Genomic DNA, 24,171 nt, shown 5'->3' on the forward strand with positions numbered 1-24,171 from the left:
GATTTAAATGCATTTTACTTTTATCGATATTGTTTTTACGATTTTAATTCTTTTTTTAGGGATAATGGTTTGCGTAAAAGGCTTTATAAAAGAACTTTTCGGCAAACTCGCTCTTGTTGCAGGAATTTTTGCCGGAATTCTTTTTAGCGCAAAGTTGAGTCCTTACCTTGAAAATTTCATAAATAACAAGGGCGTTTGTCTTGTATTGTCTTTTGTTTTGCTTTTTATAACAGCTTTTTTGCTCGTTAAGATAATTCAAACTATTGTTGGCGGAATTTTTGGTGGGGAAATTTTAAGAAGTTTGGACAGGCTTTTGGGCTTTTGTCTTGGGACTTTGGAAGGACTTTTGTTAGTTTGTGTTGTTCTGGTTTTGATAAAAGCACAACCCTGGTTTGACCTTTCTGTAATTACAAACGGCAGTTTTTATTGGAAGGTTCTTTCAAAATTTCTTGAAAAACCAATATTGGCAGTTGCAGGAATTTTTATCTGATGTTTGAAAATCTTTTATATCAAAATGTTTCATCAATCCTCACTTCTGACATAAAAAACAATACGTTGCCATCTTCGATTTTACTTTCTGGCCCTGAATCTTCTGGGAAATTGACCTGTGCTTTGGAATTGGCAAGGATTCTTTCGTGCACATCTTCTTCAAACGAAAAAGGAAGTTGGCTTTGCGACTGTCCTTCCTGCAAAAAACATAAAGAATTGGCAAACACAAATTTAATACTTTCGGGTCCACGTGATTGCTCTCTTGAAATTCTTGCTGCCAAGAGAACTCTTTTAGAGGCCGGATTTAACAATTTATCGTATATCACTGCCGCTCGCTATCTTTTTATTCGCTCTGTACGAAAGCTATTGTTAAGATTTAGCCCAATTTTTTGGGAAGGAGACGATAAACTTTCAAAGCTTTCGCCATTGGTAGAAGAGATAAATGATGAACTAGAAAAGTTGAATCCAGAACTTTCGTTGCCAGAAAATTCAGTTTTAGAAAGCGTAACATCTAAAATAATAGAAAAATCGGAAAAACTTGAGAGCAATTTTATGTACGATTCTTTGCCGATTGAACACATAAGGCGCTCATCATTTTGGCTTCATTTAAAATCTCCTGAAGGAAAAAAAGTCCTTGTCATAGAAAATGCGGAAAGGATGAACGAAAGTTGCAGAAACGCTCTTTTAAAAATTTTAGAAGAACCGCCAGCAGATTCTCTTTTTATTTTGACAACTTCTAGGCGTGGTGCTGTAATGCCAACAATTCTTTCCAGAGTCAGAACTTACAGCTTTAATCAAAGAAGCATCGCCGAACAGCAGGAAGTTATAGAGCGGGTTTTTCATGACGATGTAAATAAAGGTGATGGAACCATTGCTGGTTACTTGCAAACTTTTCTTCCAATTTTGCCAGAAAAAATTCAAGAGGCCGCAAACGATTTTTATCAAGGCATAAAACAGAACACCCTTTTTCAGTTAGACGATTTTGTAAACCGCTGTGCTAATTTTGAGCCTAAAACGATTTTCAAACTTTTTTTGCAGTTTTTAATTCTTGCTCAGCGTAATCAAAACGAGGAAGAAAAAAAATTCGCCTGCGATTTTGAGATTCAGGCAAAAAATTTAAAAGCGATAAAAGATTGCTACAATAGCGTTTCTCTTTTCAATCAAAAACCGCTGTCTGCTTTAGAAACACTTTATAGAGATTTAGCATTTATAAAAAAATCAAATTTGAGGTAGATTTTGCAGGAATTTTCAGACAGAGTATACGAAAAACTTTCAAAATTATCTGCGAGCCAGATTGAAGTTATCTTTAAAGGTCTTAAAAGTCAAAACGAAGTTTTTAAATCAATTTTTCAATCGCTTTCTACAGGTCTTATTGCAGTTGATAAAACTTGGAAAGTCCGCCAGATAAACAAAGCTGCAGAACGACTTTTACCTTTAAAATTTTTGCCAGAAGACGAAAAAAACGAAAATAAAAAATTTTATGATTTTATCGATGATGATGAAATTGCTCTTTTTTTTAGAGATTGTGCAGAAAAAAATAAAACAAATATAAGCGAAGAATACACACTTTCGACCGCAGCAGGCACGATTCGCTTTATAGAAGTTTCTGTAACGCCTTTGGTCGAAGACGATGAAATTACAGGAAACATAATTTGGGTCGACAATGTAACTCAAAAAAGAAATCAGGAAGTCCTTTTACACAGAATGGAAACCATGGCTGGTCTTACAAATATCGCAGCAAATGTCGCTCACGAGATAAAAAATCCGCTCGGAGCGATAAGTATTCACATTCAACTTTTACAAAAAGCGATTAAAAAAAAGCGGGAAGGCGACGGAAAACTCCCAGATAAAAAATACACAGAAAATTATCTTGATGTTGTAACGCAAGAAATTGACCGCTTGAACAAAATCGTAGTCAATTTTTTGATGGCGGTTAGGCCAGTTGCTGCCAATTTTTCGCTTGTGAGGGCAAATGCTATTTTGCGTGAATTTATTGATTTTATCACTCCAGAATTCAATGAAAATAATATAGAAGTTTGCGCTGAGCTGTGCAAAGAAGAGCCAAAGCTTTTGATTGACGAAAAACTTTTTAGAGAAGTTTTGGTAAACCTTGCACAAAATGCGCTTGCTGCAATTCAAGAATGTTTTGATGACAATAAAAAAGTAAAAATTTTTGAAGGTGCATTTTCTGGGAAGTTATCGATAAAAACTCAAGTTACAGACGACAGGTTTATTTTAAAATTTTCAGATAACGGTTGTGGAATGAGCGAAGAAGTTATGTCGCGAGTTTTTGAGCCTTACTATACGACAAAGGCAAACGGAACAGGGCTTGGGCTTGCGATGGCGTACAAAGTTATAAAAGAATTTTCTGGCGATATAATTGTGGAATCGACTTTAGGTAAAGGTTCAACTTTTACGATAAATCTTCCAATTCCCCAAACTCAACATAAATTGCTCACTTATAAAGATTTTAGAAATTGTGGAGATGAAAAATGAAATTTACGATTTTAGTTATAGACGATGAAAAAAATATACGGGAAGGTCTTGCCGCAGATTTTGAGATGGACGGTTACAATGTAAAACTTGCAGCAAACGGAAAAGAAGGCTTGGACTATCTTTCCAAAGGAGATATCGATATTGTAATAACAGATTTGAGAATGCCTGGCATAAGCGGAGAGGATGTTTTAAAGCAGGTTACCACGCAGATGCCAGGGATTCCTGTTATAGTTCTTACAGGGCACGGTTCAATAGATTCGGCCGTTTCTGCAATGCAAAATGGTGCATATGATTTTTTAACCAAGCCTTTAAATCTTGAGCACCTTGAACTTGTCGTAAAAAGAGCCTTAAAAGGAAGAGAATTAAGCCTCCAGCATCAAGAGCTTTTATCGGAAGTAAAATCCAAAAGTCTTGACAACATGATAGGAAAAAGTCCTGCAATGCAAAAAGTCAACACTTTGATTCAAAAAGTTGCAGATTCCAAGATAAGTGTTTTGATAACTGGTGAAAGTGGAGTTGGGAAAGAGGTTGTCGCGGACGCTATTCAGCAGAGTTCATTAAGGAAAGATAAGCCTTTTATAAAAGTTCACTGTGCAGCCTTGAGTGAGTCGCTGTTGGAAAGCGAACTTTTTGGTCATGAAAAAGGTGCTTTTACTGGGGCCGAAAGCCTTCATAAAGGAAAATTTGAACTTGCAGATGGCGGAACTATTTTTTTGGATGAAATTGGCGAGATAAGTCAAAGCGTTCAAATAAAACTTTTGCGTATACTTCAGGAAAAAACTTTTGAGCGGGTAGGCGGAGAGGACACAATCGAAGTTGACGTAAGGATTATTTCTGCGACAAATAAAAAATTAGAAGAAGAAGTCAAACAAAAAAGATTTAGAGAAGACCTCTATTTTAGGCTTAAAGGAATAGAAATTACAGTTCCTCCCTTGCGTGAAAGAAAAGATGATATTCCGCTTTTATTAAACAGTTTTTTAAAAAAATACAATAAAGAAAACAACAAGGATGTAAAAGGTTTTTCTTCGAGTGCAAAAAATATCTTGCTAAATTATAACTGGCCTGGAAACATTCGTGAATTGCAACATTGCGTAGAAAGTGCAGTTGTTATGTCTAACGGCGTTGAAATTCAAAGCGAAGATTTAACTATTGACTCGACATCTCAAAAATCATCTTCTGTTATATCGGTTCCTTATGGAACAAGCCTTGAAGAAGCCGAAAAAATTGTAATTTTAGAAAACCTGCGCTCAAATAACGGAAATAAAACCAAAACTGCAGAAACATTAAAAATCGGCAGAAAAACCTTGCACAGAAAACTAAACGAATACGGACTTATTCAAGACGAAATAGAAGACTGATTTTTAACTAGTTTTATTATACCAATCTTCTATAACCTTCCACGCTTTTAAAATAGAGTCTGTTTTTTCTTTAGTTATCTTATTCATTACAAAATTATCCGCATTTTTATCAGGATGAAAGCGTTTTAATTTTTTATAGTAGATTTTTTTTGCATCAGAATAACTCATTTCATCATTTATTCCTAAAATCGAACATGCATTTTGAACTTCTAAACTAGCAAATTTTATAAGTTTTTTATTTTTCTTTATAGAAGAATTTTCTGTATTTTTTTGTGTAGTATCGAGTTTTTTTGCGGAGGATGAATTAAAAAAATTGCCAGATTCAAGTGCATCATTGAGTAATTCTCCCAATTTATCGTACATTGAATCTGGCATCGTTAGAAATTTCCTGTTGGATTTTTATTTTAAATTATAGTTCCAGATGGAATAACCGCTCCTTTCCTTATGACTATTATTCCGTCTGCAGCGTAGAACATTCCGTGGTCTCCGTCTTCGTAAGTTTTTCCGTTTACGTTTATCTGGCAATCGTCTCCAACAGAAGCATTTTTATCGATTATCGTTTTAGCGATTTTGCAATTTTTTCCAATCCCAATATTTGGCTTTCCTGTGCGTGCATTTTCTGCTTTTTCATCTTCGCCCTGATAAAAATCAGCACCCATAGTTATTACGCCGTCTAATTCGGTTCCGTTTTCAATTATAGATCTAATTCCAACAACAGAATGCCTTAATTTTGCTTTTGTTATTACACAGCCTTCAGAGGTGAGCGTATTTTCGATAATCGCATCGTTTATTTTTGAAGGTGGAAGATTACGCATGTGTGTGTAGATCGGCTCTTCGACATCATAGAGATTAAAAGCGGGATTGTACTCGGTTAAGTCCAGAGTTGCGTTATAAAAACTTCTTATAGTACCAATGTCTTCCCAGTAACCGTTGAATATGAATGAATTCACTTTTTTTGTTTTTATAGCGCGAGGAATTATCTCTTTTCCAAAATCTGTAAAGCTGTTATCGAGCGCTTCCTCCATCGCCTTTGCATTGAATATGTAAATTCCCATTGACGCAAGATATTCTTTTTCTGGAGGAAGTGAATTGCGAGCCTCGTCTGGAATTTTCCAATCGCTTATATCAGCATCTCTTCCAGGTTTTTCTTGAAATGCCGTTATTCGATTTTGCGAATCTATTTTCATTATTCCAAAGCCAGAAGCATCTTCTCTGTTTACCGCTGTCGTCGCAATTGTTATATCCGCTCCGCTTTTTATGTGGCTGTCCATAAAATTTTTCAAGTTCATCCTGTAGAGTTGGTCGCCAGAAAGTATTATGTAATGCGTAGGATTTGCAGATTTAAAGTGAACCATATTTTTTCGTACGGCGTCTGCGGTTCCTTCAAACCAGCCAGAATGTTCCAAGGTCTGCTCTGCTGCAAGAATTTCTACGAAGCCACCAGAAAAATTATCAAAATTAAAAGAATTTGTTATGTGGTGGTGCAACGATGCGCTGTTAAATTGAGTTAAAAGATATATTTTTCTAAAACCAGAATTTATGCAGTTTGATACTGGAATATCTACAATCCTGTACTTGCCTGCAAACGGAACAGCAGGTTTTGAGCGTTCTTTTGTAAGTGGATAAAGGCGAGTTCCTTTTCCTCCACCCAAAATTATTGAAATTACTCGCGTTTTTTCAGATTGAAAACTTGTACACATAGAATAAACTCCTGATTTTTTAATTTTATGTTAGATTCATTATAAGCCTGCATTTTAGACTTTTCAAACAAAATGATACGATTCGCTTCATAAAATTGTTGTTCAATCTTTTTATGAGAGTGATTTTTTTTGACTGTTTACAAGTTCTTCAAAATTTTCAGAAAAAAACTTTTGCAATCAATTTTTAATAAAAACTAAACTCAAAAACTTGCAAGCCGATAATTTTAAAGGATATTCACAAGAAAAAATGGAGATGTCATGATTAGAGGATGGTATACAGGTGCAAGTGGAATGAATGCGCAGCAAAATAGACTGGATGCAATTTCGAACAATCTTGCAAATGTCGATACGGCAGGCTATAAACGCGATGTTACTGTAACAAAATCTTTTTCTGAACTTTTGTTGCGTAGAACTCAGGCGGACGGTGTTTATCTTACATCAATGGGCAGCGGCGATGCGGCACCAATAATCGGCAAATTAGGTCTTGGCGTCGAAACCAACGAAAATTATACAGAATTTGAACAAGGCTCTTTTAGAGCGACAAGTTCAAAAACAGATGTTGCACTCGCTGGTGAAGGATTTTTTTCTGTTGAAACTCCAATCGGCGAGCGCTATACGCGAAACGGAAATTTTATACTTTCAAAAGAAGGCATACTTTTGACAAAGGACGGTTATCCTCTTTTGGGTGAAAACGGCTATATTCACGTGGAAGACGATAAGTTTATGCTCAATGAAGACGGCGTTATCTATTCGAAAGAAGGCGATTTTGTAGATAGATTAAAAATCGTTAGATTTGACGATGAACGCTATCTAAAAAAAATGGGAAATAGCCTTTGGTCTTCAAATGAAATTTCAGGACAAGCGTATATCGCAGAAGGAAAGGAGCGACCAAAAATGTTGCAAGGTTATATGGAAACCAGCAATGTAAATGTCGTAAACGAGATGGTCAGGATGATAGAAGTCAATCGCGCTTATGAAGCAAATCAAAAAACGATACAGAGCGAAGATTCTATGATGTCTACTCTTTGGAACAAAGTTGCCCTTGCAAGATAGGCTGGAGGAAAGATAGATGGTAAGAAGTTTATGGACAGCAGCAACAGGAATGAACGGACAGCAGTCAAATCTTGATGCAATTTCAAACAACCTTTCAAATGTAAACACCACAGGTTTTAAACAGCAGAGAGTTGAATTTGAAGATTTAATATATCAAAACGTAAAATTGGCCGGAACTCCAGCAACAGAAGATACAGTAACTCCAGTGGGAATTCAGCAAGGGGCGGGAACTAAGGTTGCAGCAACTCAGCGAATTTTTACGCAGGGTTCTCTTCAAAATACAGGAGTTGATACTGACATTGCTCTAGTTGGTGACGGTTTTTTTAGAGTTCAGCAATATGACGGAAGTTACGCATACACGAGAGATGGCTCTTTTAAAATTGATATGACAGGTCAGCTTGTAAACTCGAACGGACTTAGAGTTATGCCAGAAGTGATTTTGCCAGAAGGTTTTGATATTCACTCTTTGACGGTTTCTGATGACGGAAGGGTGAGTGTAAAAATTTTTGGGCAGGACGATCCAATCGATGTCGCTCAACTTGAACTTTACAGGTTTCCAAACAATGCAGGGCTCGAAGCGGTGGGCGATAATCTTTTTAAAGTTACAAATGCGTCGGGCGAGGCTGTTGCAGGAAGACCAGGATTCGAAGGTTTTGGTGTTACAAAGCATAAATTTGTGGAAATGTCTAACGTTTCGGTAGTTAACGAGATGGTTCAGATGATAGTTGCTCAAAGAGCGTATGAATTTAATTCAAAAGCGATTCAAACGAGCGATTCTATGCTGAGCACTGCCGTAAACTTGAAGCGCTAGTAATTTTATAAAAGGAAAGAAGCAAAATGATGACGATAGGTGGAATTAGTTCAATCACAAATGGACAGAGTGCTCTTACAAGTGCAAAAATTTCTGAAGAAAAAGGAAAATTTGAAGAGTTAATCCGCTCAGTTTATGGAGAATCGTCTTCTATCGGTTTGAATCTTGCTTCCGACCAAGTTTTATCGGAAGGTCGCTTAAATGGAGATTATAAAAGTGACTTTGTTGGAACTTTCAGCTCGCCTTTAGATAAAAATTCTATGCCAGTTGGAGCGGCTGCAAATCAGGCAAATCCAAATGTCAAGCCTCGAACAATAGATAGAACTTCTAAACTCTACGAAAAATCTCTCGAAATGGAATCTTACATCGTAAAAATGATGATAAGCCAGATGCGAAAAACTGTTGTAAAGGCGAGTGGCGAAAGCGATTTTGCAAGTAAGATGTATGAAGATATGCTTTACGACGAATATGCAACGGCAATGACAAAAAAAGCAGGTTTTGGACTTGCCGACCAAATGTATTTGCAGTTGACTTCCAATGGCATCAATATAGAAGCGTAAAAACTATTTTAAAACTCAAAAATTTCATCTGCCAGATATTGCGCTTCTGTCCTGTCGTGCGTTACCAATATCACAGTTCTGTTTTCTTTTTTATGTTCAACTTTTATAAAATCCATCAATTTATTTTTTAACTGTAAATCGAGATTTTGAAACGGTTCGTCCAGCAAAAGTATTTTTGATGGAAAAACTATAGCGCGTGCAAGAGCAACCCTTTGTTTTTCCCCTCCGCTTAAATCCCTGCATTTTTGATTTTTTTTATCGAAAAGTTCAAATTGTTTTAATATGAAATCTATTTTTGCAAGACTTTCTTCTTTTAAAAATTTATTTTTTAGAGGGATAAAAAGGTTCGTAAATACATCATTTCCTTCCAAAATCCTTAAATCCTGAAAACAATACGAAATATTTTTAAAATTTTGTGCGATAAAGTTCAATAGACTTGTTTTTCCCCAACCGCTTGGTGCTATGAGTGCAGAAATTTTATTTTGAGGAAATGTTATAGAAAAATCCTTAAAAAGAGTTTTTGTCGAATATTCGATTTTTAAATTTTTGATTTCAATATCCATTTTAAAATGCTTTCAAGCGTGTAACTAAAAATGATGAGGTAAATTGTCATTGCAAAAACCTGTGCGCTTTCCAGAGCAATTTGATTTTTGTACAAAAAACTTCCGACCGCATATTTTGGAACAGTGATGATTTCTCCTGCTGCAACAACTTTCCATGTCATGCCAAAAACTGAAACAAGTCCGCTGTAAAAAAAACTTCTAAAATTCGGCAAAAAAATGAAAAAGAATTTTTGCCCTTTGGAAAATTCAAAGATTCTTGCCATTTCGTACATCTTTATATTTTTTTTGTCATTTTTTATTCCCTGTGCAGTGCATTCAGTCATTACAGGAAGGCACATCAAAATCGCACTTATAAAAGGAATTGTCGAAGAATTGAAGGCAAAAAGCAAAATTAAAATCAAAGCGGCGACTGGAGTTGTCTTTAATATCGAAAGCGGAAATGCGAGAAACGAATTGAAAAAAGCAGATTTTCCAGAAAAAAAACCTAAAATAACGCCTAAAATTACCGTCAAAAAAAATGCTGAGTAAATCCTACAAAGCGTAAAAAAAATATTCTGCCAAAAAAAAACTTTTTTAAAAAGGCTTGCCATACAGAAAAATGTTTTTTCTGGCGAGGGAAGTATTAATTGGCTTCCCACAAAAACAGAAAATATTTTCCAAAAGGCAAGTGTAAAAATTACAGAAAGCAGCGTTGGCAGACGATTTTTCATCTATAGTAAAAGTTACTGTCTGGGAGCTTTTCGCCTATTGCTTGCGGTGCAGATTTTAAAAAGATATTTAAAAGAGATTCAACTTGTTCTTTGCAGTCTTTTGAAGATGATGGAACCCAAGTGAATGCACAGGTTGGAATCGCTTTCTCTACGATTTTTGCCTTTAAAAGCAGCGAATGTTTTTCTGAAAGTTCTCCAGCCTTTGCAGGATTTTTTAAAGTCCATTCTTGAGCTTTTTTATAAGCAGCGATGAATTTTTTAATTTCTTTTTTGTGATTTTTTGCATAATCTGCATTTGCAACCAAAAGCGTCATAGGAAAATCTTTGTTTTCGATTTTTTTGTATTCGTCTTGAATATTCAAAACTGTTTGGATAGATGAATCGAGCGAATTCGCCAAAGTTGCAAAAGGCTCTGGTACTATTGCATATTGAAATTTATCGCTTTTTACCATTGCAGCAATCTGCGGATTTGGAGTTGAAAAATCGAGAGTTACATCTTTTATCTCGTTTTTTTCAAAAATATATTCGCTTATGTACTGAGGAGTTGCTCCCATTCCTGCACAAGCTACGGTTTTTCCCTCTAAATCTTTTAGCGAAAAGTTATTTGATTTTGAAATCAAATATATGTTTCCGTTTCCAGTTATACCCAAGCATACGATTTTGCCTGTAGTATTGTACACTTTTACCGCTGCATTTGGCGGAAGAAAACCTATGTCAACTTCGCCCTTTATTAGTTTTGGCAAAAGATTTTGTGCAGACGGAAAAACTTCAAATTGAAGTTCTGTTTCGCTATCCATCAATTTTGCACAAGGGATTCCTGAGGGTCCCGTTAAAACGGCAACCTTTTGAGAAAAAGCGATTGTGCAAGAAAGGGTTAAAAATAATATAAGGATTTTTTTTATCATGCCCTTGCTCCTTCGACAACTGATTCTATATCGCATTTTACAGGAATTCCATCCTCTTGAGGTTTGCTTCCTGCATTTGCATACATATTTAATAAACCGCCTGCAAGTTTAGGATTTGTTATAACAGAAGGTCCTGCAATACAGCCACCTTCGCAGGCCATAACTTCTATAAGGTTAGGGCAGTCGGCTGGGGTTGGAACTTTACCTGCATTTATCTGACCATAACTTGCAAGGATTTTCATTCCATTTTTGTCGAGTCCGTTTATTACAACTGGACGCAAATATGATTTGTCCTTTAAACGAACCCTTACGCTCTCTGCAACTCCACCTGTTTTAGCGAAATTTCTTCCAGATACGGTCGGAATGTATTTTAACGCTTGTTCGTTTGTAACAGGCATCTTTGCAAGGTCTATATTTTTTGCTGTAAATAAAGCATTTACCTCATCAACGGAAAGAACATAATCGATTATTTCGTTATCAAATCCTTCTCTTCTTTTTGCAAGGCATGGTCCAATAAAAACTGTTATGCAGTCTGGGTATGCTTGTTTTGCAACCTGAGCAGTGTAAATCATAGGAGATTTTGTTTCTGAAATACAAGGACTCAATTCTGGAACGTGGATATTTACTGCTCTAACATAGGCAGGACAACAACTTGTCGTCATCATCTTATCGCCCCGCTCCATGCGCTCTTCAAATTCTCTCGCTTCATTGTCTGCGGTTATGTCTGCACCCATTGCAACTTCCATAACTTTAAAAAAGCCAGATTCTAAAAGTGCATTTTCTAGTTGCCCCTGTTTTGTCCTGTATTGAGCGCCAATCGCTGGAGCGTAAAGAGCAATCAATTTTTTATTATTCATTATGTGTTTTATAACGTCAAAAAGTTGAGATTTTCCCATCATTGCACTGAACGGACAGTTAGACATACATTTTCCACAGAAAATACATTTTTCAAAATCGATTGTCTCTTTTCCGTCTTCGCCTTTAGAAATTGCCCCAACAGGACAGGCTTCTTCGCAAGGAACAACTGTCTTTATTATCGCGTGATAAGGACAGTTTTGTGCACAAAGACCACAATTTATACATTTTTTAGGGTCGATTCGCGCACGGTCTGTAACTTCAATCGCTTGTTTTGGACAGTTTACCATGCACGGACGAGCAAGACAGGCTTGGCAAGCATCTGTTGCAAAATACTGAGGCTTTACACAGGCATTGCAGGCACTTTGAATCATGGTCAGTATTGGCCAGGTTGGGCGCTCTCTTTCGTATGCTTCTTTTACATATTCAGAAAGGCTTTTTGACTCATCGTAGTCTTCTAAAGAATGACCAAGGTTTGCTACAATTCTGTTTTTTATGATTTCACGGTCTTTTTCGAGTGAACCCATAACAGGAATTGAATCGTCTGGAATAATCTGAAACGGAATTTTTTCAATCTCATCAACTGTTTTTGGATCAGAGAGTTTGCCTGCTAATTGCAAGCGTGCAATTTCCGTAAGAATGTCTTTGCGCAGATGCGCTGCATTGTTATTTGTATTTAGCATATTTGTGTACCTTTAGGGCAATTATACAACAAATTTTACAATGTTAAAATATCATTTTGTTTTGTGCTTTGAGCCTTTTTTTAAGGGTGTTTGAAAAATCATGGAAAAGTACGATGAAGAATGAGATTTGCATTTTGCTTGCGATTGACAATGCTTTTTTGTCATTGATTGAAATTTTCAGTCTTTTTGAAGTACAATAGGGCGATTTAAGGATTGAATGATATGAATTTACAAAAACTTCCCGCACAGTTAAAGGGAGTCCATATTCACTGTGTTGGAATAAAAGGAACCGGTGTCGTTGCCCTGGTTGAAATTTTGCATGCGAGAGGCGCAATAATAACTGGTAGCGATGTTGAAGAAAGATTTTACACAGATGAAATTCTTGAAAAACTGAATATTGAACCAAAGTCTTTTTCGGCTTCAAACATAACTGACGATATAAAACTTGTCATCTATTCTTCAGCGTATAATCCAGAAGTTAATCCAGATTTAAAACAAGCGGTAAAAAAGAATATTCCTATAATGCTTTATACACAGGCATTGGGTTCGTATTCACAAAATGTTTTTAGTTGTGGAGTTTGTGGTGTTCACGGAAAGACAACAACCACTGGACTTTGCGGTACAATATTTAAAGAGCTCAATTTAGCTGGTCAGGTTCTTGCAGGAAGCATCATTTCATCTTTTAACGGTTGCACTTATACAAGCGAAAATTTAGAAAAACTCGATAGCGAACAAAAATCGTTTTTCATCGCAGAAACCTGCGAATATCAAAGGCATTTTATGTCTTTTTGCCCAAAAATCATAATCTTAACTTCTGTAGAAAGCGATCATCAGGATTATTATCCGACTTATGCTGATATAAGAGATGCTTTTGTTGACTACGCCTTAAAATTGCCAGAAGGCGGAACCTTAATCTTTTGTGCGGATGACAGAGGTGCGGTGGAAGTTTCAAAAATCGTTTTAGAAAAAAGAGCAGATATAAAACTCATTCCTTATGGTTTTGATGCACAAGGTGAATATAAAATAAACTTTGAAAAGATTGAAAACGGCAAACAGTTTTTTAGCATAAATGCGATAGGCGAATGTGCAATTTGTGTTCCAGGCACTCACAATGTAAAAAATGCTGTCGCAGCTATTGCTTTGAATATTGAGCTTTTAAAAACGGCTGGGAAAAATCCTATTGAATACGAAAAAGCGATAAAAAAAGGTCTTCTTGCCTTTACGGGCGGAAAAAGGCGTAGCGAAGTTACTGGACGGGCAAAAACTCCGCTTGGACAAGATGTTATTTTTATAGACGATTATGGTCATCATCCTACTGCAATAAAAACTACTCTGGCAGGATTTAGAGATTTTTATAAAGATTACAAAATAATCGTAGATTTTATGAGCCATACTTACAGTAGAACTTCTGCTTTGCTGGAAGATTTTGCAAAGAGTTTTGAAAGTGCAGACAAGGTCATAATCAACAAAATATATGGGAGTGCGAGGGAAAATCCTTTAGATGCAAAAGTTGACGGAAAAATCCTTGCAGAACACACAAAAAAATATCATCGCGATGTAATTTATTGCAAAGAATTTGATGAAGCAATCGAATGTGCATACAAAATGCTTTGCGAGCCTAGCGGCGACTCTTTTAAAAACGGATATATCTTTGTAACCATGGGAGCCGGAAACAACTGGCAGGTTGGAACTGGACTCATTCAAAAATTAAAAGACAAGGAAGCGTAAAATGAACAGCATGACAGGTTACGGCTTTAAAGAAGTTATTTTAGAAAATACACAGATAAGCGTGGAGATAAAATCTGTAAACAGCAGATTTTTGGATTTATCTGTGAATATTCCATCTTTTTTAAATCCGCTGGAAGCAAAAATACGAAAGCGAATTTCACAGGAAATTGTCCGCGGAAAAATCGATTTGTCTATCAGGGTAAAGGATATGAGTTCAACTGCAAAAGTTAATCCTGACCCTGCTGCTGCAATAATGTACAGAGATGCGATTTTAAAGATAAGCGAAGCCCTCGGTTTAAAATCAGAAATTCCTCTTTCCCTTATTATAAACCAAGACGGAGTTTTAAATATAACGCACCAATACGATGCAGAGAACTATTGGCTAAAGATAGAGCCTGTTTTTGAAGAAGTTTTTGAAAGATTTATTGAAGACAGAAAAAGGGAAGGCGAAAACTTAAAAGTCGATTTGCTCAAAAAACTCAGCATTCTTGAAAATGCCGCTTGTTTTTTTAAGGAATGGCAGCCAAAGATGGAGCAAAAATTTAAAGAGCAGATAACGCAACGCTTTAATGAACTTTTAAAAGATAGCGTCGACGAAAACCGAATCATGACGGAAGTTGCCGCGATGATGGTAAAGTATACGATAAACGAAGAGATAATCCGCTTGCAAAGCCATCTATGCGCACTGAAAAAAGAATTAAACGAAAATCCAATTCCTGGAAAGAGAATCGATTTTATCTGTCAGGAAACAAATAGAGAGATAAACACGATTGGCTCAAAAAATCAGTTTATTGAAGTTGGCGAAATGGTTGTAAATGCAAAGGATGCTTTAGAAAATATAAGAGAGCAGGCGAAAAATATTGAATAGAGGAATTTCTCATGAAATTGAATAAAGAACTTAGAATTGCCGTCAGCGGAAAATCTGGCTGCGGAAACACGACTGTTTCAACTCTTTTGAGCGAAAAACTTGGAATAAAACTTATAAATTACACTTTTCGACAGTTGGCGTTAGAAAAAGGACTTACACTTGCTCAAGTTATAGAAAACGCAAAGAACGACGACAGCTACGATGAATATGTGGACAAACATCAAGTTGAACTTGCTTTAAAAGAAAGTTGTGTTTTGGGCAGTCGACTTGCAATTTGGATGCTAAAAGAAGCCGATTTTAAAATTTATCTTCTTGCGAGTGATGAAATTCGCGCTCAAAGGGTTTTTAATAGAGAAGGTGGGGATTTAGATGAAATAAAGCGTTTTACAGCGATGCGCGATAGCGAAGATAGCCGCCGATATTTAAAACTCTATGGAATTGACAATGGAAAATACGATTTTGTTGATTTAGTAGTAGACACTTCAAAATATACCCCAGACGAGATTGTCGAATTGATTTTGGACCGCCTTGAAAGACTCAATTTTATAAAGAGATAAAGGTTTGTGTCCAAGTAAAAATGCGAAAACTATATCTATATAAGGGCAAGACATAAAATAAATTTTACTGATAAAAAATAAATATAACTTTAATAACATCTTTAAAAATTCTTCAAAAAAAATGAGTTGACTCACATAATTTCCCAAAGCCATATATCTACCGCCGTAATCACAAGAATTTTATAATTGGCACAGAATCAGTCGGCAGGCTTTCGCAAAGCGATAAAGCGCGGGGGATGATTTTATGGCAGTCGGAGAGTTTGAGAAAGGAAATTTCCTTTCAAGTTATATTTTGGAACGCGGACTTTTAAATGTCTCCAAATCAGAATATAGAAAAATAGTTTTTTATGAGCTTGCTTTTATAAAAAATGTTTGCGGTTTTTTCGGTGAATTTTCAACTTTTTCTATTTCTTTAATACAATTATATTCAATTGCGGAAAAATTAAAAATAAAGCCTTCAAAAGTTGCCTCACTTTTAAAAGATATTTTTTATTCAGGTTTTGAAAAAACAGAAAACAATTCATCTTCCTCCATAGAAATCATCTGCAAATACATTTCAAAAGACAGATTTGAAAAAGAAGAACTTGCAATTTTAATACCGAATCCTGTTGAGAAAGAAATTGTAGAGCGTTTTCTTTTGGAAAATAACGCTCGCTATGATACTTCAGAACTTTGCAGACAGCAGTTCAAGTTGTGGCGGAAAAAAAATTAAAGTAATAATGCGGGATTTTATTCTATCAAGGTAGAAAAAAATAAAAAAAACGCAGTTTGCGTGAAAAAATGAAAAGTTTTTTACGAATACTAACCGCTTTTATTGCGGCGAGTACAATATTTTTCGGGTTCTTAGGTCTGCACTTTTATGATAACGGTTCAAATAAGTCCGGCAAAACGCTTAAAAACGGAAGATTCAATAAAGCGTTGACTGCTGCAGCATAGACCGAGAGTATCTCGAAGCATAGTTCGGCGGTGCGTCGAAGCAGTGTTCGAGACTGTCTCGAAACATCGTTCGAGGGTATCCGGAACGGTAATTCGAGAATGCCGCATCTTTTGTGCGGATAATCTGAATGTCCTTGCGGATTGAGACTGATTCAATCCAAAATAATTTTTAAGGAGGTTTTTAATGAAAACAACCAACAATAAAAAAGCACATGCCTTTTTGGGAGCAGCTTTTGTGCTGCTTGTCGCACTGCTGTTTACCGGCTGTCAGAATGATGCGGACGGCAATAAGCCGGCGCCTACCCCTCCGCCTGCGGTTAATAAGTTCATAGTAAAGCTTGAAAACACCCTCGGCGGCAATGTTACGGTAACGCCTGCACTGCCTGCAGACGAGCTGGTTGCCGAAGGTACCGAGCTTGCCTTTACGGCAACGCCTCTTAGAGGCTACAAGCTTGCAAAGTGGGAACTTGACGGAACCGATACCGGTGTCGCCGGGCTTACGTACAAGCTTACGGTAAAGCGGGCGGCGAAGGTAAAAGCTGTCTTTGCAGAAGACGATCCGGCTCTTATCACCAAGCGCACGGTAACGCTTACAGTACCCTCAACCGGCACGGTAACGGCATTTCCCGAAATCCCGTCGGACAATCAGGTGCCGGAAGGCAGTAAAATCGTCTTTACAGCAGTGCCGGGTACAGGCTATAAGATAGACACATGGACAGTAACGCCCGCATCAGCCTTGCAGCCCAATACGGGAACGACCGGCAGCGCAACGGCGACAATAACGGTAAGCACCGAAACGGAAGTGAAAGTAACGTTTAAGAGAATTGGAAATTTCATAACCTTCGGGGTAGACGGCACACCGGCAAACGGAACACTCAAAGCAACGGTCGACGGCATCGAAATCCATTCGGGCGACAATGTTGAGCAGGAAAAGATCGTAACCTTTACGGCAATACCGGATGAAGGTTATGCGGCAGACAAATGGACGCTTTCACACGGCAGTTTTGAACCCGGTAGCGGAACAGTCTACAACAAGACCGCAAAAGTAAAGGTAACGGAAGATACTGAGATAAAGGTGAGCTTTATAAAAGGTATGGGTTATTCGGTAAACGGCATCGGTTTTCTGATGAAAGATATCAAAGCCGTAACAGATAAAACTATAGGGCATAACGATGAAAGCAACAATCAACCGCATACGGTAAGCTTAAGTGCATACCTGATAGGAGAGACGGAGGTAACGCAGGAGCTGTGGCAGGCGGTGATGGGGAATAATCCGAGCTATCTTAATGGAGACCCCAACGACAACAACAAACAACCTCACTGGGACGAAGTGCAGGAGAAGCGGCCGGTAGAGAGCGTAAACTGGTATGCTTGTATAGCATTTTGCAATAAGCTGAGTAAAGCGTGCAATCTTGAGCCGTGTTACACGGTAAGCGGCGTAAACTTCGATACACTGACCTTTGCCGCCATACCGACATCGCAGAACAGTGATTGGGATAATGCCGTATGCGACTGGAGTAAAAACGGATTCCGGTTACCGACGGAGGCGGAATGGGAATGGGCTGCCATGGGCGGAACAAGCGATAAATGGGCAGGAACAGATACCAAAAGTGAGCTTGGAGACTATGCGTGGTATGGCAAAGAAAATGATATAACGCATGAAGTGAAGAAGAAGAAAGCGAACGGCTACGGGTTATACGACATGTGCGGGAACGTAGAGGAGTGGTGCTGGGACTGGTATACTAGTGATACGCCTGCGGGCGGGCAGGACCCGACCGGGGCGGCTGGGCCTGGCTTCCCTGCTTCCCGCATCTTGCGCGGCGGCTCATTGTACTCGTGCGCGGCGTTGGCATGAAGGTCCCTCATACAAGCAAGCCAGTTTTGGCTTACGGTTGGTTTGCAGACCAGATTAAAAACGCACGTCCGTGTGCAGTTTTCAGATGCAATTTGTGTCAGTCACCGCCATGGACGGCGGTGATATAGACTATCGACAGGATGGTGTGTATGGGCTTACGCACGGGCTCATACACACACTCGTTTACGTGCGCACATTTTAAGCCGGCTTATTAAAACCGGCAGCTTAAACTGAAACATAAAATATCGGGAGAGATTTTTTTTTCAGCGAAATTACTAAAAATCCAGTTTGTCTACTTTTTTCTCCGAAAATAAAGATGAAATTTTTGTCTTTTCATGCTAAAATTCCGCCATGCACAGAAAAACTTCACAAGCTAAAAATATTTTTGAGGGCAGCAACGGCTGCCCGACTTTCTTAAATATGCTTTTTCCAATCCTTTTGGGCGTTATTTTTGGACTTATGAATCTCGGTCCTCATTATTTTAATTCACACTTCCAACTTCCGTTCTATATGGACACGATTTTTACCGTTACGGCAGCATTTTTTTCACTTACTTCGGGAATTGTCTGTGCGGCTGTCTTTCACACTGTTTCCGTATTTGTCTATCATTTTTCGCCATATTCGCTTTTTTGGTCGATTTGCAGTTTTTCAATTGTTTTTATAATCCGATTTTATATTCTGCGCCACAAAAAAATCGGTTTGATTGACATTGTTTTTCTTATTTTTTTGATTTCCCTCATAATCAGTTTTGAAGGAGCCACTATTTTTACCGTTATGAATATATTAGCAAACTATAAGGAAACATCCCAAGTCCGATTTATGTACTCGCTTTTAAAAAGCACAAATCTGCCGGTTTTTATTTCGGCTCTTCTGCCAAGAATTCCGGCGAATATTGTTGACAAAGCAATTGCCATGATATTCGGTTGGCTTTGCTACAGCATTTCAAACGGAAGTCTTTTGTGTAAGTTTTTACTTATGAACTCAATCGTTTGCATAATAGCTGCATGGTCGGCTGAAAAAAAAACGGTAACCGACAATGTCGATGCCGAAAACGAAGCCAAAATACAAGCCGCCTTACAGGAATTGCTCAAAGATAAAACCGTCATCATGATTGCTCACAAGCTGACAAGCCTCCGCAACGCCGGCCAAATTCTGGTAATCGAAAATGTGCACATTGTTCAGCGCGGCACACACGGCAATCTGATAAAAGAAGAGGGCTTATATAGAAAATTGTGGGAAGATTCTAAAAACTGACGGTGATTTTCCATTTGTAAGTACACAGTGAAAACCGCAAAAATTTGCAGAAAACGTTCCAATGTTGTGTCGTATTGATGCCTACATCGGTACTGTAAAAAACAGTTTGCGGATACAGCTTTTTTTCTTATTAGCTACACTGTGATTTCAATCTGATTATCTTCAAACGCAACGATGCAGCTTTCGTAATATCCGTCGCCTGTTGTTCTAGGACCGCTTGCAACGCTGAATCCCGCATGTCTTAGCTTTTCGGTCAGTTCATCTACTGCCTCTTTGCTGCCGACTGAAAAAGCGATGTGCGCATACCCAGTGCGTGTCGGAAGTTTTTTTGGATCCGATATTTCGGGCTTGTTCATTATTTCCAGCCGAGCACCACCATCAAAACTTATAAAATACGAACGAAAATCTGTAGTTTTATTGTGGTAACCGGCATTTGCTCGTCCGCCAAAATATTCGATAAAAAAATCTTTTGCTTTTTCTAAATCATTTACATACATGGCGATGTGTTCGATTTTCATAACAGTTCTCCATAAAATATTTTTGCAGGTGTTTGCAGAAAAGCTTAAGATGGGGACATCTGCTCAATAACCCATTTTACGAAAATATGCGATATCGCATTCATTGTATCTCATATTTGGGAACTTATCTATGTAACAGGAGAATTGTCGTGTCGGGGATCTGAAAATTGCTGATAACCGATACAAGCCAACCACTGTCAATAGCATTTTAGTTGTGGTTTGATTTCTATCTTTGATGTAAAATAATCAAAAATCAGGCGGAATAAATATAAATACGGTTGTGGTTTGATTTCTATCTTTGATGTAAAATAATCGTAACATCTGAATCTGGGAACGTAAAAAGGTTGTGGTTTGATTTCTATCTTTGATGTAAAATAATGACCACCTGCAACGAATGTGTAAGTCGTATGTTGTGGTTTGATTTCTATCTTTGATGTAAAATAATGCACTTTTTGTAATGCGTACAAAACAATAGTTGTGGTTTGATTTCTATCTTTGATGTAAAATAATCGAAGAATTAAGAGTCCGTAACATAGTAGTGTTGTAGTTTGATTTCTATCTTTGATGTAAAATAATTTATGGAATTATTAAAGATATTCCTACTGGTTGTGGTTTGATTTCTATCTTTGATGTAAAATAATCGACAGTTATGTGACCATATACCGGATATGGTTGTGGTTTGATTTCTATCTTTGATGTAAAATAATAAAAACAATAAAAAATTAATAAAAAGGTATGTTGTGGTTTGATTTCTATCTTTGATGTAAAATAATTAGGGGCGGAGCAAGAGAGGGCGCTGGAAGGTTGTGGTTTGATTTCTATCTTTGATGTAAAATAATCGAGTGGACCACAGAAGAAATGGAACAACTGTTGTGGTTTGATTTCTATCTTTGATGTAAAATAATGAGCGGTAAAAAATGCTTTAGAAAACTATGGTTGTGGTTTGATTTCTATCTTTGATGTAAAATAATCATCAAACCAACGTGCTTGAGTGAATGTAGTTGTGGTTTGATTTCTATCTTTGATGTAAAATAATCGCATCGGCGTCAACCTCATACTTAGCAGAGTTGTGGTTTGATTTCTATCTTTGATGTAAAATAATCCACAATTAAAAGACCAGCGACAATTAAAGGTTGTGGTTTGATTTCTATCTTTGATGTAAAATAATCTGAATATGAATAACTGAAATCGCAGAAATGTTGTGGTTTGATTTCTATCTTTGATGTAAAATAATTTCGATATAACCCATATTCAAATACTCAAGGTTGTGGTTTGATTTCTATCTTTGATGTAAAATAATAAGCAGGCGGTTTTTCAAAAGCAAGCGACGGTTGTGGTTTGATTTCTATCTTTGATGTAAAATAATAAGCAGGCGGTTTTTCAAAAGCAAGCGACGGTTGTGGTTTGATTTCTATCTTTGATGTAAAATAATTCCTTGAATGTACGCAACGAACCCAAAATAGTTGTGGTTTGATTTCTATCTTTGATGTAAAATAATAAAAAATCTATCGTCCACTGAACACACCTGGTTGTGGTTTGATTTCTATCTTTGATGTAAAATAATAAAAGGTATCAAAAAAGGTATCAAAAATCGTTGTGGTTTGATTTCTATCTTTGATGTAAAATAATCACGGCTTCCATCAGGCAACAACTCACCTGGTTGTGGTTTGATTTCTATCTTTGATGTAAAATAATTCTATCGCTTTTTCGACGGCGGTTTTTATAGTTGTGGTTTGATTTCTATCTTTGATGTAAAATAATAAGCAGGCGGTTTTTCAAAAGCAAGCGACGGTTGTGGTTTGATTTCTATCTTTGATGTAAAATAATTCCTTGAATGTACGCAACGAACCCAAAATAGTTGTGGTTTGATTTCTATCTTTGATGTAAAATAATAAAAAATCTATCGTCCACTGAACACACCTGGTTGTGGTTTGATTTCTATCTTTGATGTAAAATAATTTCTTTCATAGAAAATAAATGAACAAACCCGTTGTGGTTTGATTTCTATCTTTGATGTAAAATAATTATTGCCCCAACCGCTGAAACGATTGCTGGTTGTGGTTTGATTTCTATCTTTGATGTAAAATAATGAAGTTAAAATGATTGTTATTAACAGGCGTGTTGTGGTTTGATTTCTATCTTTGATGTAAAATAATTAAAAAAACTTTCTATATTATACACGGTATGTTGTGGTTTGATTTCTATCTTTGATGTAAAATAATCCTTAAACATTTTTTACGACCGTTGACGCTGTTGTGGTTTGATTTCTATCTTTGATGTAAAATAATTTAATTTCAGATATGTAGTCTTGCCCATCAGTTGTGGTTTGATTTCTATCTTTGATGTAAAATAATACCAAATAAAATATCCTTGTCAGGTTTACAGTTGTGGTTTGATTTCTATCTTTGATGTAAAATAATCGTCAGTAGTTTGTGATTGCTGGAGAACGGTTGTGGTTTGATTTCTATCTTTGATGTAAAATAATAATAACAAAAATAATAATAAAAAAGGTATCGTTGTGGTTTGATTTCTATCTTTGATGTAAAATAATCCGACTATGTTAACACCGCTTTTAATTTTAGTTGTGGTTTGATTTCTATCTTTGATGTAAAATAATGTAGATTTTTTCCATAATCAAACACTCCTTGTTGTGGTTTGATTTCTATCTTTGATGTAAAATAATCCACAATCAAAAACCCAGCAACAATTAAAGGTTGTGGTTTGATTTCTATCTTTGATGTAAAATAATTCGCTTCGTAGAGTTTATTTTCTATTTCATGTTGTGGTTTGATTTCTATCTTTGATGTAAAATAATCGACCACACGATGGACGCGGTGCGCTACGCGTTGTGGTTTGATTTCTATCTTTGATGTAAAATAATATGAGTTTTATAAAACCATATTATGCAAAGATTTAGACTGGTTTACAGTGTAAAAAAAATGAGGAAAAGTTACGTTTTTATGCGCTTTTCTTTGTTTTTTTTACGCCGTAGCCTGTTTTTTCTGCTTTTTAGCTTTTTCAAGTGCCGACGTTAAAACAATTGGAGTTGTTGCGGTGTTTTTTCTTTTTTTTGGGGGATTTCACCGATAAATGTCAGAATTTCACCGAACTGTTTGTCTGTAAATTTCAAAATGCTTACAGTTCCTTCCCTCGGAAGCCATTTTTTTATTCGATTTTCGTGAACTTCGCACGATTCTCTGCTTCCGCAGAATCTTTTGTAAACGCTGAACTGCATCATCTCAAAACCATCTTCCAACAAGTTCTTACGAAACTCGCTCGCTCGTTTGCGCTGAGGTTTTGTGTTTGTCGGTAAATCAAACATACAGAAAATCCACATTATCTTATAAGCGTTTATCCGGTCAAAACTCATATCATACAAAATCCGGCAATTTTAATTTTTCAGATTCGTTTGAAAGAGCGTTTGCCAGCGACGAACTTGTCATTGAAAGGGCTACCATCATCGGTCTTGTCAAGTTTCCCATTTTTACATCGCGCGTGAGGACTTTCAAAATCTTTGTTTTGAATTCCACTCCGAGCTCTTTTTCATCCGGATTTGTCGAAATGTATTCTATTACTTCATCGTCGATAAAAGGTCTGTAAGGCTCCATCAAATCGTCGGCGAGGCAATATGCGTTATATTTATTGTGATGATGGATTCCTAGCGTAGGCAGAAGACCTGAACCGACCAATGCGCGTGCGGTTGCGGCTCTCAAAATCGCATATCCGTAATTTAAATAATTGTTCGGAAAATCTCCAAAACGGTCGCGACACCATCTCTTTCCAAAAAGATTGTCCCAGTAAAATTTTGCTGCCTGACTTTCCATGTTCGTCGAGTCGCCGCTTTTTACGCATTTTGAAAAATCAACAAGCCTCGCAAAGTTCAAATCGTATTTTTTAAGAACAAGTCCCTGATTTTTTATCTTGTATTCCACAATCTGCTTCCAGCAGTTTTTTTTGACAGGAAGTTTAGCGTTTATCTGGGCTGAAAAAAGTTGCGATTGGATTTCGTTGCAGTCAAGTGGCATCGTCATTGAAAAGGGTAGGTGCTTTTCATTGCAAAAGATAAGAGCACAGTTATTGTCCGTGAGTTCGTTTATTAAAGTAATTGTAAGCGAGACGAGTGCATTTTCCACAATCACAAAACCTATGTCCTCGATTGGAACTAAGGTTTCTTCTTGAGTTTCTTTACTGAAAATGACAAGCTGCTTGTGCCTTGCGCTTAAACAAACAGCGTGCGAGAAAAACAGTGTTCGTTTAACCATACTTTAACTA

General features: G+C 36.9%; 21 protein-coding genes, 1 pseudogene and 1 CRISPR repeat array. Of the genes and pseudogenes, 13 read left to right on the forward strand and 9 right to left on the reverse strand.

Annotated elements, in window-relative coordinates:
• Positions 1–7 precede the first annotated feature (7 nt).
• Genes FXX65_RS00510 through FXX65_RS00525 form a run of 4 tightly spaced genes read left to right on the forward strand, consistent with a single transcriptional unit; the run spans position 8 to position 4,343 of the window.
• A complete protein-coding gene (locus tag FXX65_RS00510; protein WP_147614628.1) occupies positions 8–490 on the forward strand; it encodes a CvpA family protein in 483 nt (160 codons plus the stop codon).
• Positions 490–1,722 carry a DNA polymerase III gene (locus tag FXX65_RS00515; protein ID WP_147614629.1) on the forward strand — a complete coding sequence of 411 codons (1,233 nt, stop codon included), beginning with the start codon at positions 490–492 and terminating at the stop codon, positions 1,720–1,722. The genes FXX65_RS00510 and FXX65_RS00515 overlap by 1 nt, the downstream gene beginning before the upstream one ends.
• 3 nt (positions 1,723–1,725) lie before the next feature.
• On the forward strand, positions 1,726–2,985 hold the full coding sequence (locus FXX65_RS00520) for a two-component system sensor histidine kinase NtrB (RefSeq protein ID WP_147612622.1): 1,260 nt from the start codon (positions 1,726–1,728) through the stop codon (positions 2,983–2,985).
• Positions 2,982–4,343, forward strand: a complete 1,362-nt coding sequence (locus FXX65_RS00525; RefSeq protein ID WP_147614630.1) for a sigma-54-dependent transcriptional regulator — start codon at positions 2,982–2,984, stop codon at positions 4,341–4,343. Before FXX65_RS00520 ends, FXX65_RS00525 begins: the two co-directional genes overlap by 4 nt.
• 3 nt (positions 4,344–4,346) lie before the next feature.
• Here the strand turns inward: FXX65_RS00525 and FXX65_RS00530 are convergent, their stop codons facing one another.
• Positions 4,347–4,718, reverse strand: a complete 372-nt coding sequence (locus tag FXX65_RS00530) for a J domain-containing protein (protein WP_147614631.1) — start codon at positions 4,716–4,718, stop codon at positions 4,347–4,349.
• Positions 4,719–4,747: 29 nt separating this feature from the next.
• Positions 4,748–6,043 (reverse strand): glucose-1-phosphate adenylyltransferase, encoded by a 1,296-nt coding sequence (locus tag FXX65_RS00535; RefSeq protein ID WP_147614632.1) that lies wholly within the window; start codon positions 6,041–6,043, stop codon positions 4,748–4,750.
• Between the two features lie 258 nt (positions 6,044–6,301).
• On the opposite strand from FXX65_RS00535, the gene flgF reads away from it, so the two are divergent.
• Genes flgF through FXX65_RS00550 form a run of 3 tightly spaced genes read left to right on the forward strand, consistent with a single transcriptional unit; the run spans position 6,302 to position 8,467 of the window.
• A complete protein-coding gene (gene flgF, locus FXX65_RS00540; protein WP_147612618.1) occupies positions 6,302–7,096 on the forward strand; it encodes a flagellar basal-body rod protein FlgF in 795 nt (264 codons plus the stop codon).
• Between the two features lie 16 nt (positions 7,097–7,112).
• Positions 7,113–7,907: a flagellar basal-body rod protein FlgG gene (gene flgG / locus FXX65_RS00545; protein ID WP_147614633.1), complete on the forward strand. Its 795-nt coding sequence runs from the start codon at positions 7,113–7,115 to the stop codon at positions 7,905–7,907.
• A gap of 26 nt (positions 7,908–7,933) precedes the next feature.
• Positions 7,934–8,467, forward strand: a complete 534-nt coding sequence (locus tag FXX65_RS00550; RefSeq protein ID WP_246104322.1) for a rod-binding protein — start codon at positions 7,934–7,936, stop codon at positions 8,465–8,467.
• Positions 8,468–8,475: 8 nt separating this feature from the next.
• Here FXX65_RS00550 and FXX65_RS00555 read toward each other — a convergent pair whose 3' ends face one another.
• From FXX65_RS00555 to FXX65_RS00570, 4 genes are all read right to left on the reverse strand, one after another.
• Positions 8,476–9,030, reverse strand: a complete 555-nt coding sequence (locus FXX65_RS00555; RefSeq protein ID WP_147614634.1) for an ATP-binding cassette domain-containing protein — start codon at positions 9,028–9,030, stop codon at positions 8,476–8,478.
• A complete protein-coding gene (locus tag FXX65_RS00560; protein ID WP_187116181.1) occupies positions 9,006–9,542 on the reverse strand; it encodes an ABC transporter permease in 537 nt (178 codons plus the stop codon). The genes FXX65_RS00555 and FXX65_RS00560 overlap by 25 nt, the downstream gene beginning before the upstream one ends.
• Positions 9,543–9,736: 194 nt before the next feature.
• Positions 9,737–10,645, reverse strand: coding sequence for an ABC transporter substrate-binding protein (locus FXX65_RS00565; RefSeq protein ID WP_187116182.1), 909 nt, complete (start codon positions 10,643–10,645; stop codon positions 9,737–9,739).
• A complete protein-coding gene (locus FXX65_RS00570; protein WP_147614637.1) occupies positions 10,642–12,183 on the reverse strand; it encodes a monomeric [FeFe] hydrogenase in 1,542 nt (513 codons plus the stop codon). Before FXX65_RS00570 ends, FXX65_RS00565 begins: the two co-directional genes overlap by 4 nt.
• Before the next feature lie 222 nt (positions 12,184–12,405).
• Between FXX65_RS00570 and murC the strand changes: the two genes are divergently transcribed.
• From murC to FXX65_RS00600, 6 genes and pseudogenes are all read left to right on the forward strand, one after another.
• The gene (gene murC / locus FXX65_RS00575) at positions 12,406–13,911 is read left to right on the forward strand and encodes a UDP-N-acetylmuramate--L-alanine ligase (RefSeq protein WP_147614638.1); all 1,506 of its coding nucleotides are present in this window, start codon (positions 12,406–12,408) and stop codon (positions 13,909–13,911) included.
• Position 13,912: 1 nt separating this feature from the next.
• Positions 13,913–14,779, forward strand: a complete 867-nt coding sequence (locus FXX65_RS00580) for a YicC/YloC family endoribonuclease (protein ID WP_147614639.1) — start codon at positions 13,913–13,915, stop codon at positions 14,777–14,779.
• A gap of 11 nt (positions 14,780–14,790) precedes the next feature.
• Positions 14,791–15,336 (forward strand): (d)CMP kinase, encoded by a 546-nt coding sequence (gene cmk, locus FXX65_RS00585; protein ID WP_147614640.1) that lies wholly within the window; start codon positions 14,791–14,793, stop codon positions 15,334–15,336.
• A 244-nt stretch (positions 15,337–15,580) separates the two neighbouring features.
• Positions 15,581–16,048 (forward strand): hypothetical protein, encoded by a 468-nt coding sequence (locus tag FXX65_RS00590; protein ID WP_147614641.1) that lies wholly within the window; start codon positions 15,581–15,583, stop codon positions 16,046–16,048.
• A gap of 408 nt (positions 16,049–16,456) precedes the next feature.
• Positions 16,457–18,127: a formylglycine-generating enzyme family protein gene (locus FXX65_RS09675; RefSeq protein WP_222704206.1), complete on the forward strand. Its 1,671-nt coding sequence runs from the start codon at positions 16,457–16,459 to the stop codon at positions 18,125–18,127.
• A gap of 1,026 nt (positions 18,128–19,153) precedes the next feature.
• Positions 19,154–19,381: pseudogene (locus FXX65_RS00600) on the forward strand (ABC transporter ATP-binding protein); the annotation flags it as partial.
• Between the two features lie 134 nt (positions 19,382–19,515).
• Here FXX65_RS00600 and FXX65_RS00605 read toward each other — a convergent pair.
• The 3 genes from FXX65_RS00605 to cas1 form a co-directional block, all read right to left on the reverse strand.
• Complete coding sequence (locus FXX65_RS00605; RefSeq protein ID WP_147614642.1) at positions 19,516–19,899, reverse strand: VOC family protein; 384 nt, start codon at positions 19,897–19,899, stop codon at positions 19,516–19,518.
• Between the two features lie 211 nt (positions 19,900–20,110).
• Positions 20,111–22,780: direct repeats of the CRISPR family, unit length 36 nt; unit sequence GTTGTGGTTTGATTTCTATCTTTGATGTAAAATAAT.
• 150 nt (positions 22,781–22,930) lie between these two features.
• Positions 22,931–23,269 (reverse strand): CRISPR-associated endonuclease Cas2, encoded by a 339-nt coding sequence (cas2, locus tag FXX65_RS00610; protein ID WP_147614643.1) that lies wholly within the window; start codon positions 23,267–23,269, stop codon positions 22,931–22,933.
• A 1-nt stretch (position 23,270) separates the two neighbouring features.
• A complete protein-coding gene (cas1, locus tag FXX65_RS00615; protein WP_147614644.1) occupies positions 23,271–24,161 on the reverse strand; it encodes a type II CRISPR-associated endonuclease Cas1 in 891 nt (296 codons plus the stop codon).
• Between the last annotated feature and the right edge of the window lie 10 nt (positions 24,162–24,171).

It is taken from the genome of Treponema pectinovorum, from assembly GCF_900497595.1.
In the GTDB taxonomy this organism is placed as follows: Bacteria; Spirochaetota; Spirochaetia; order Treponematales; family Treponemataceae; genus Treponema_D; species Treponema_D pectinovorum.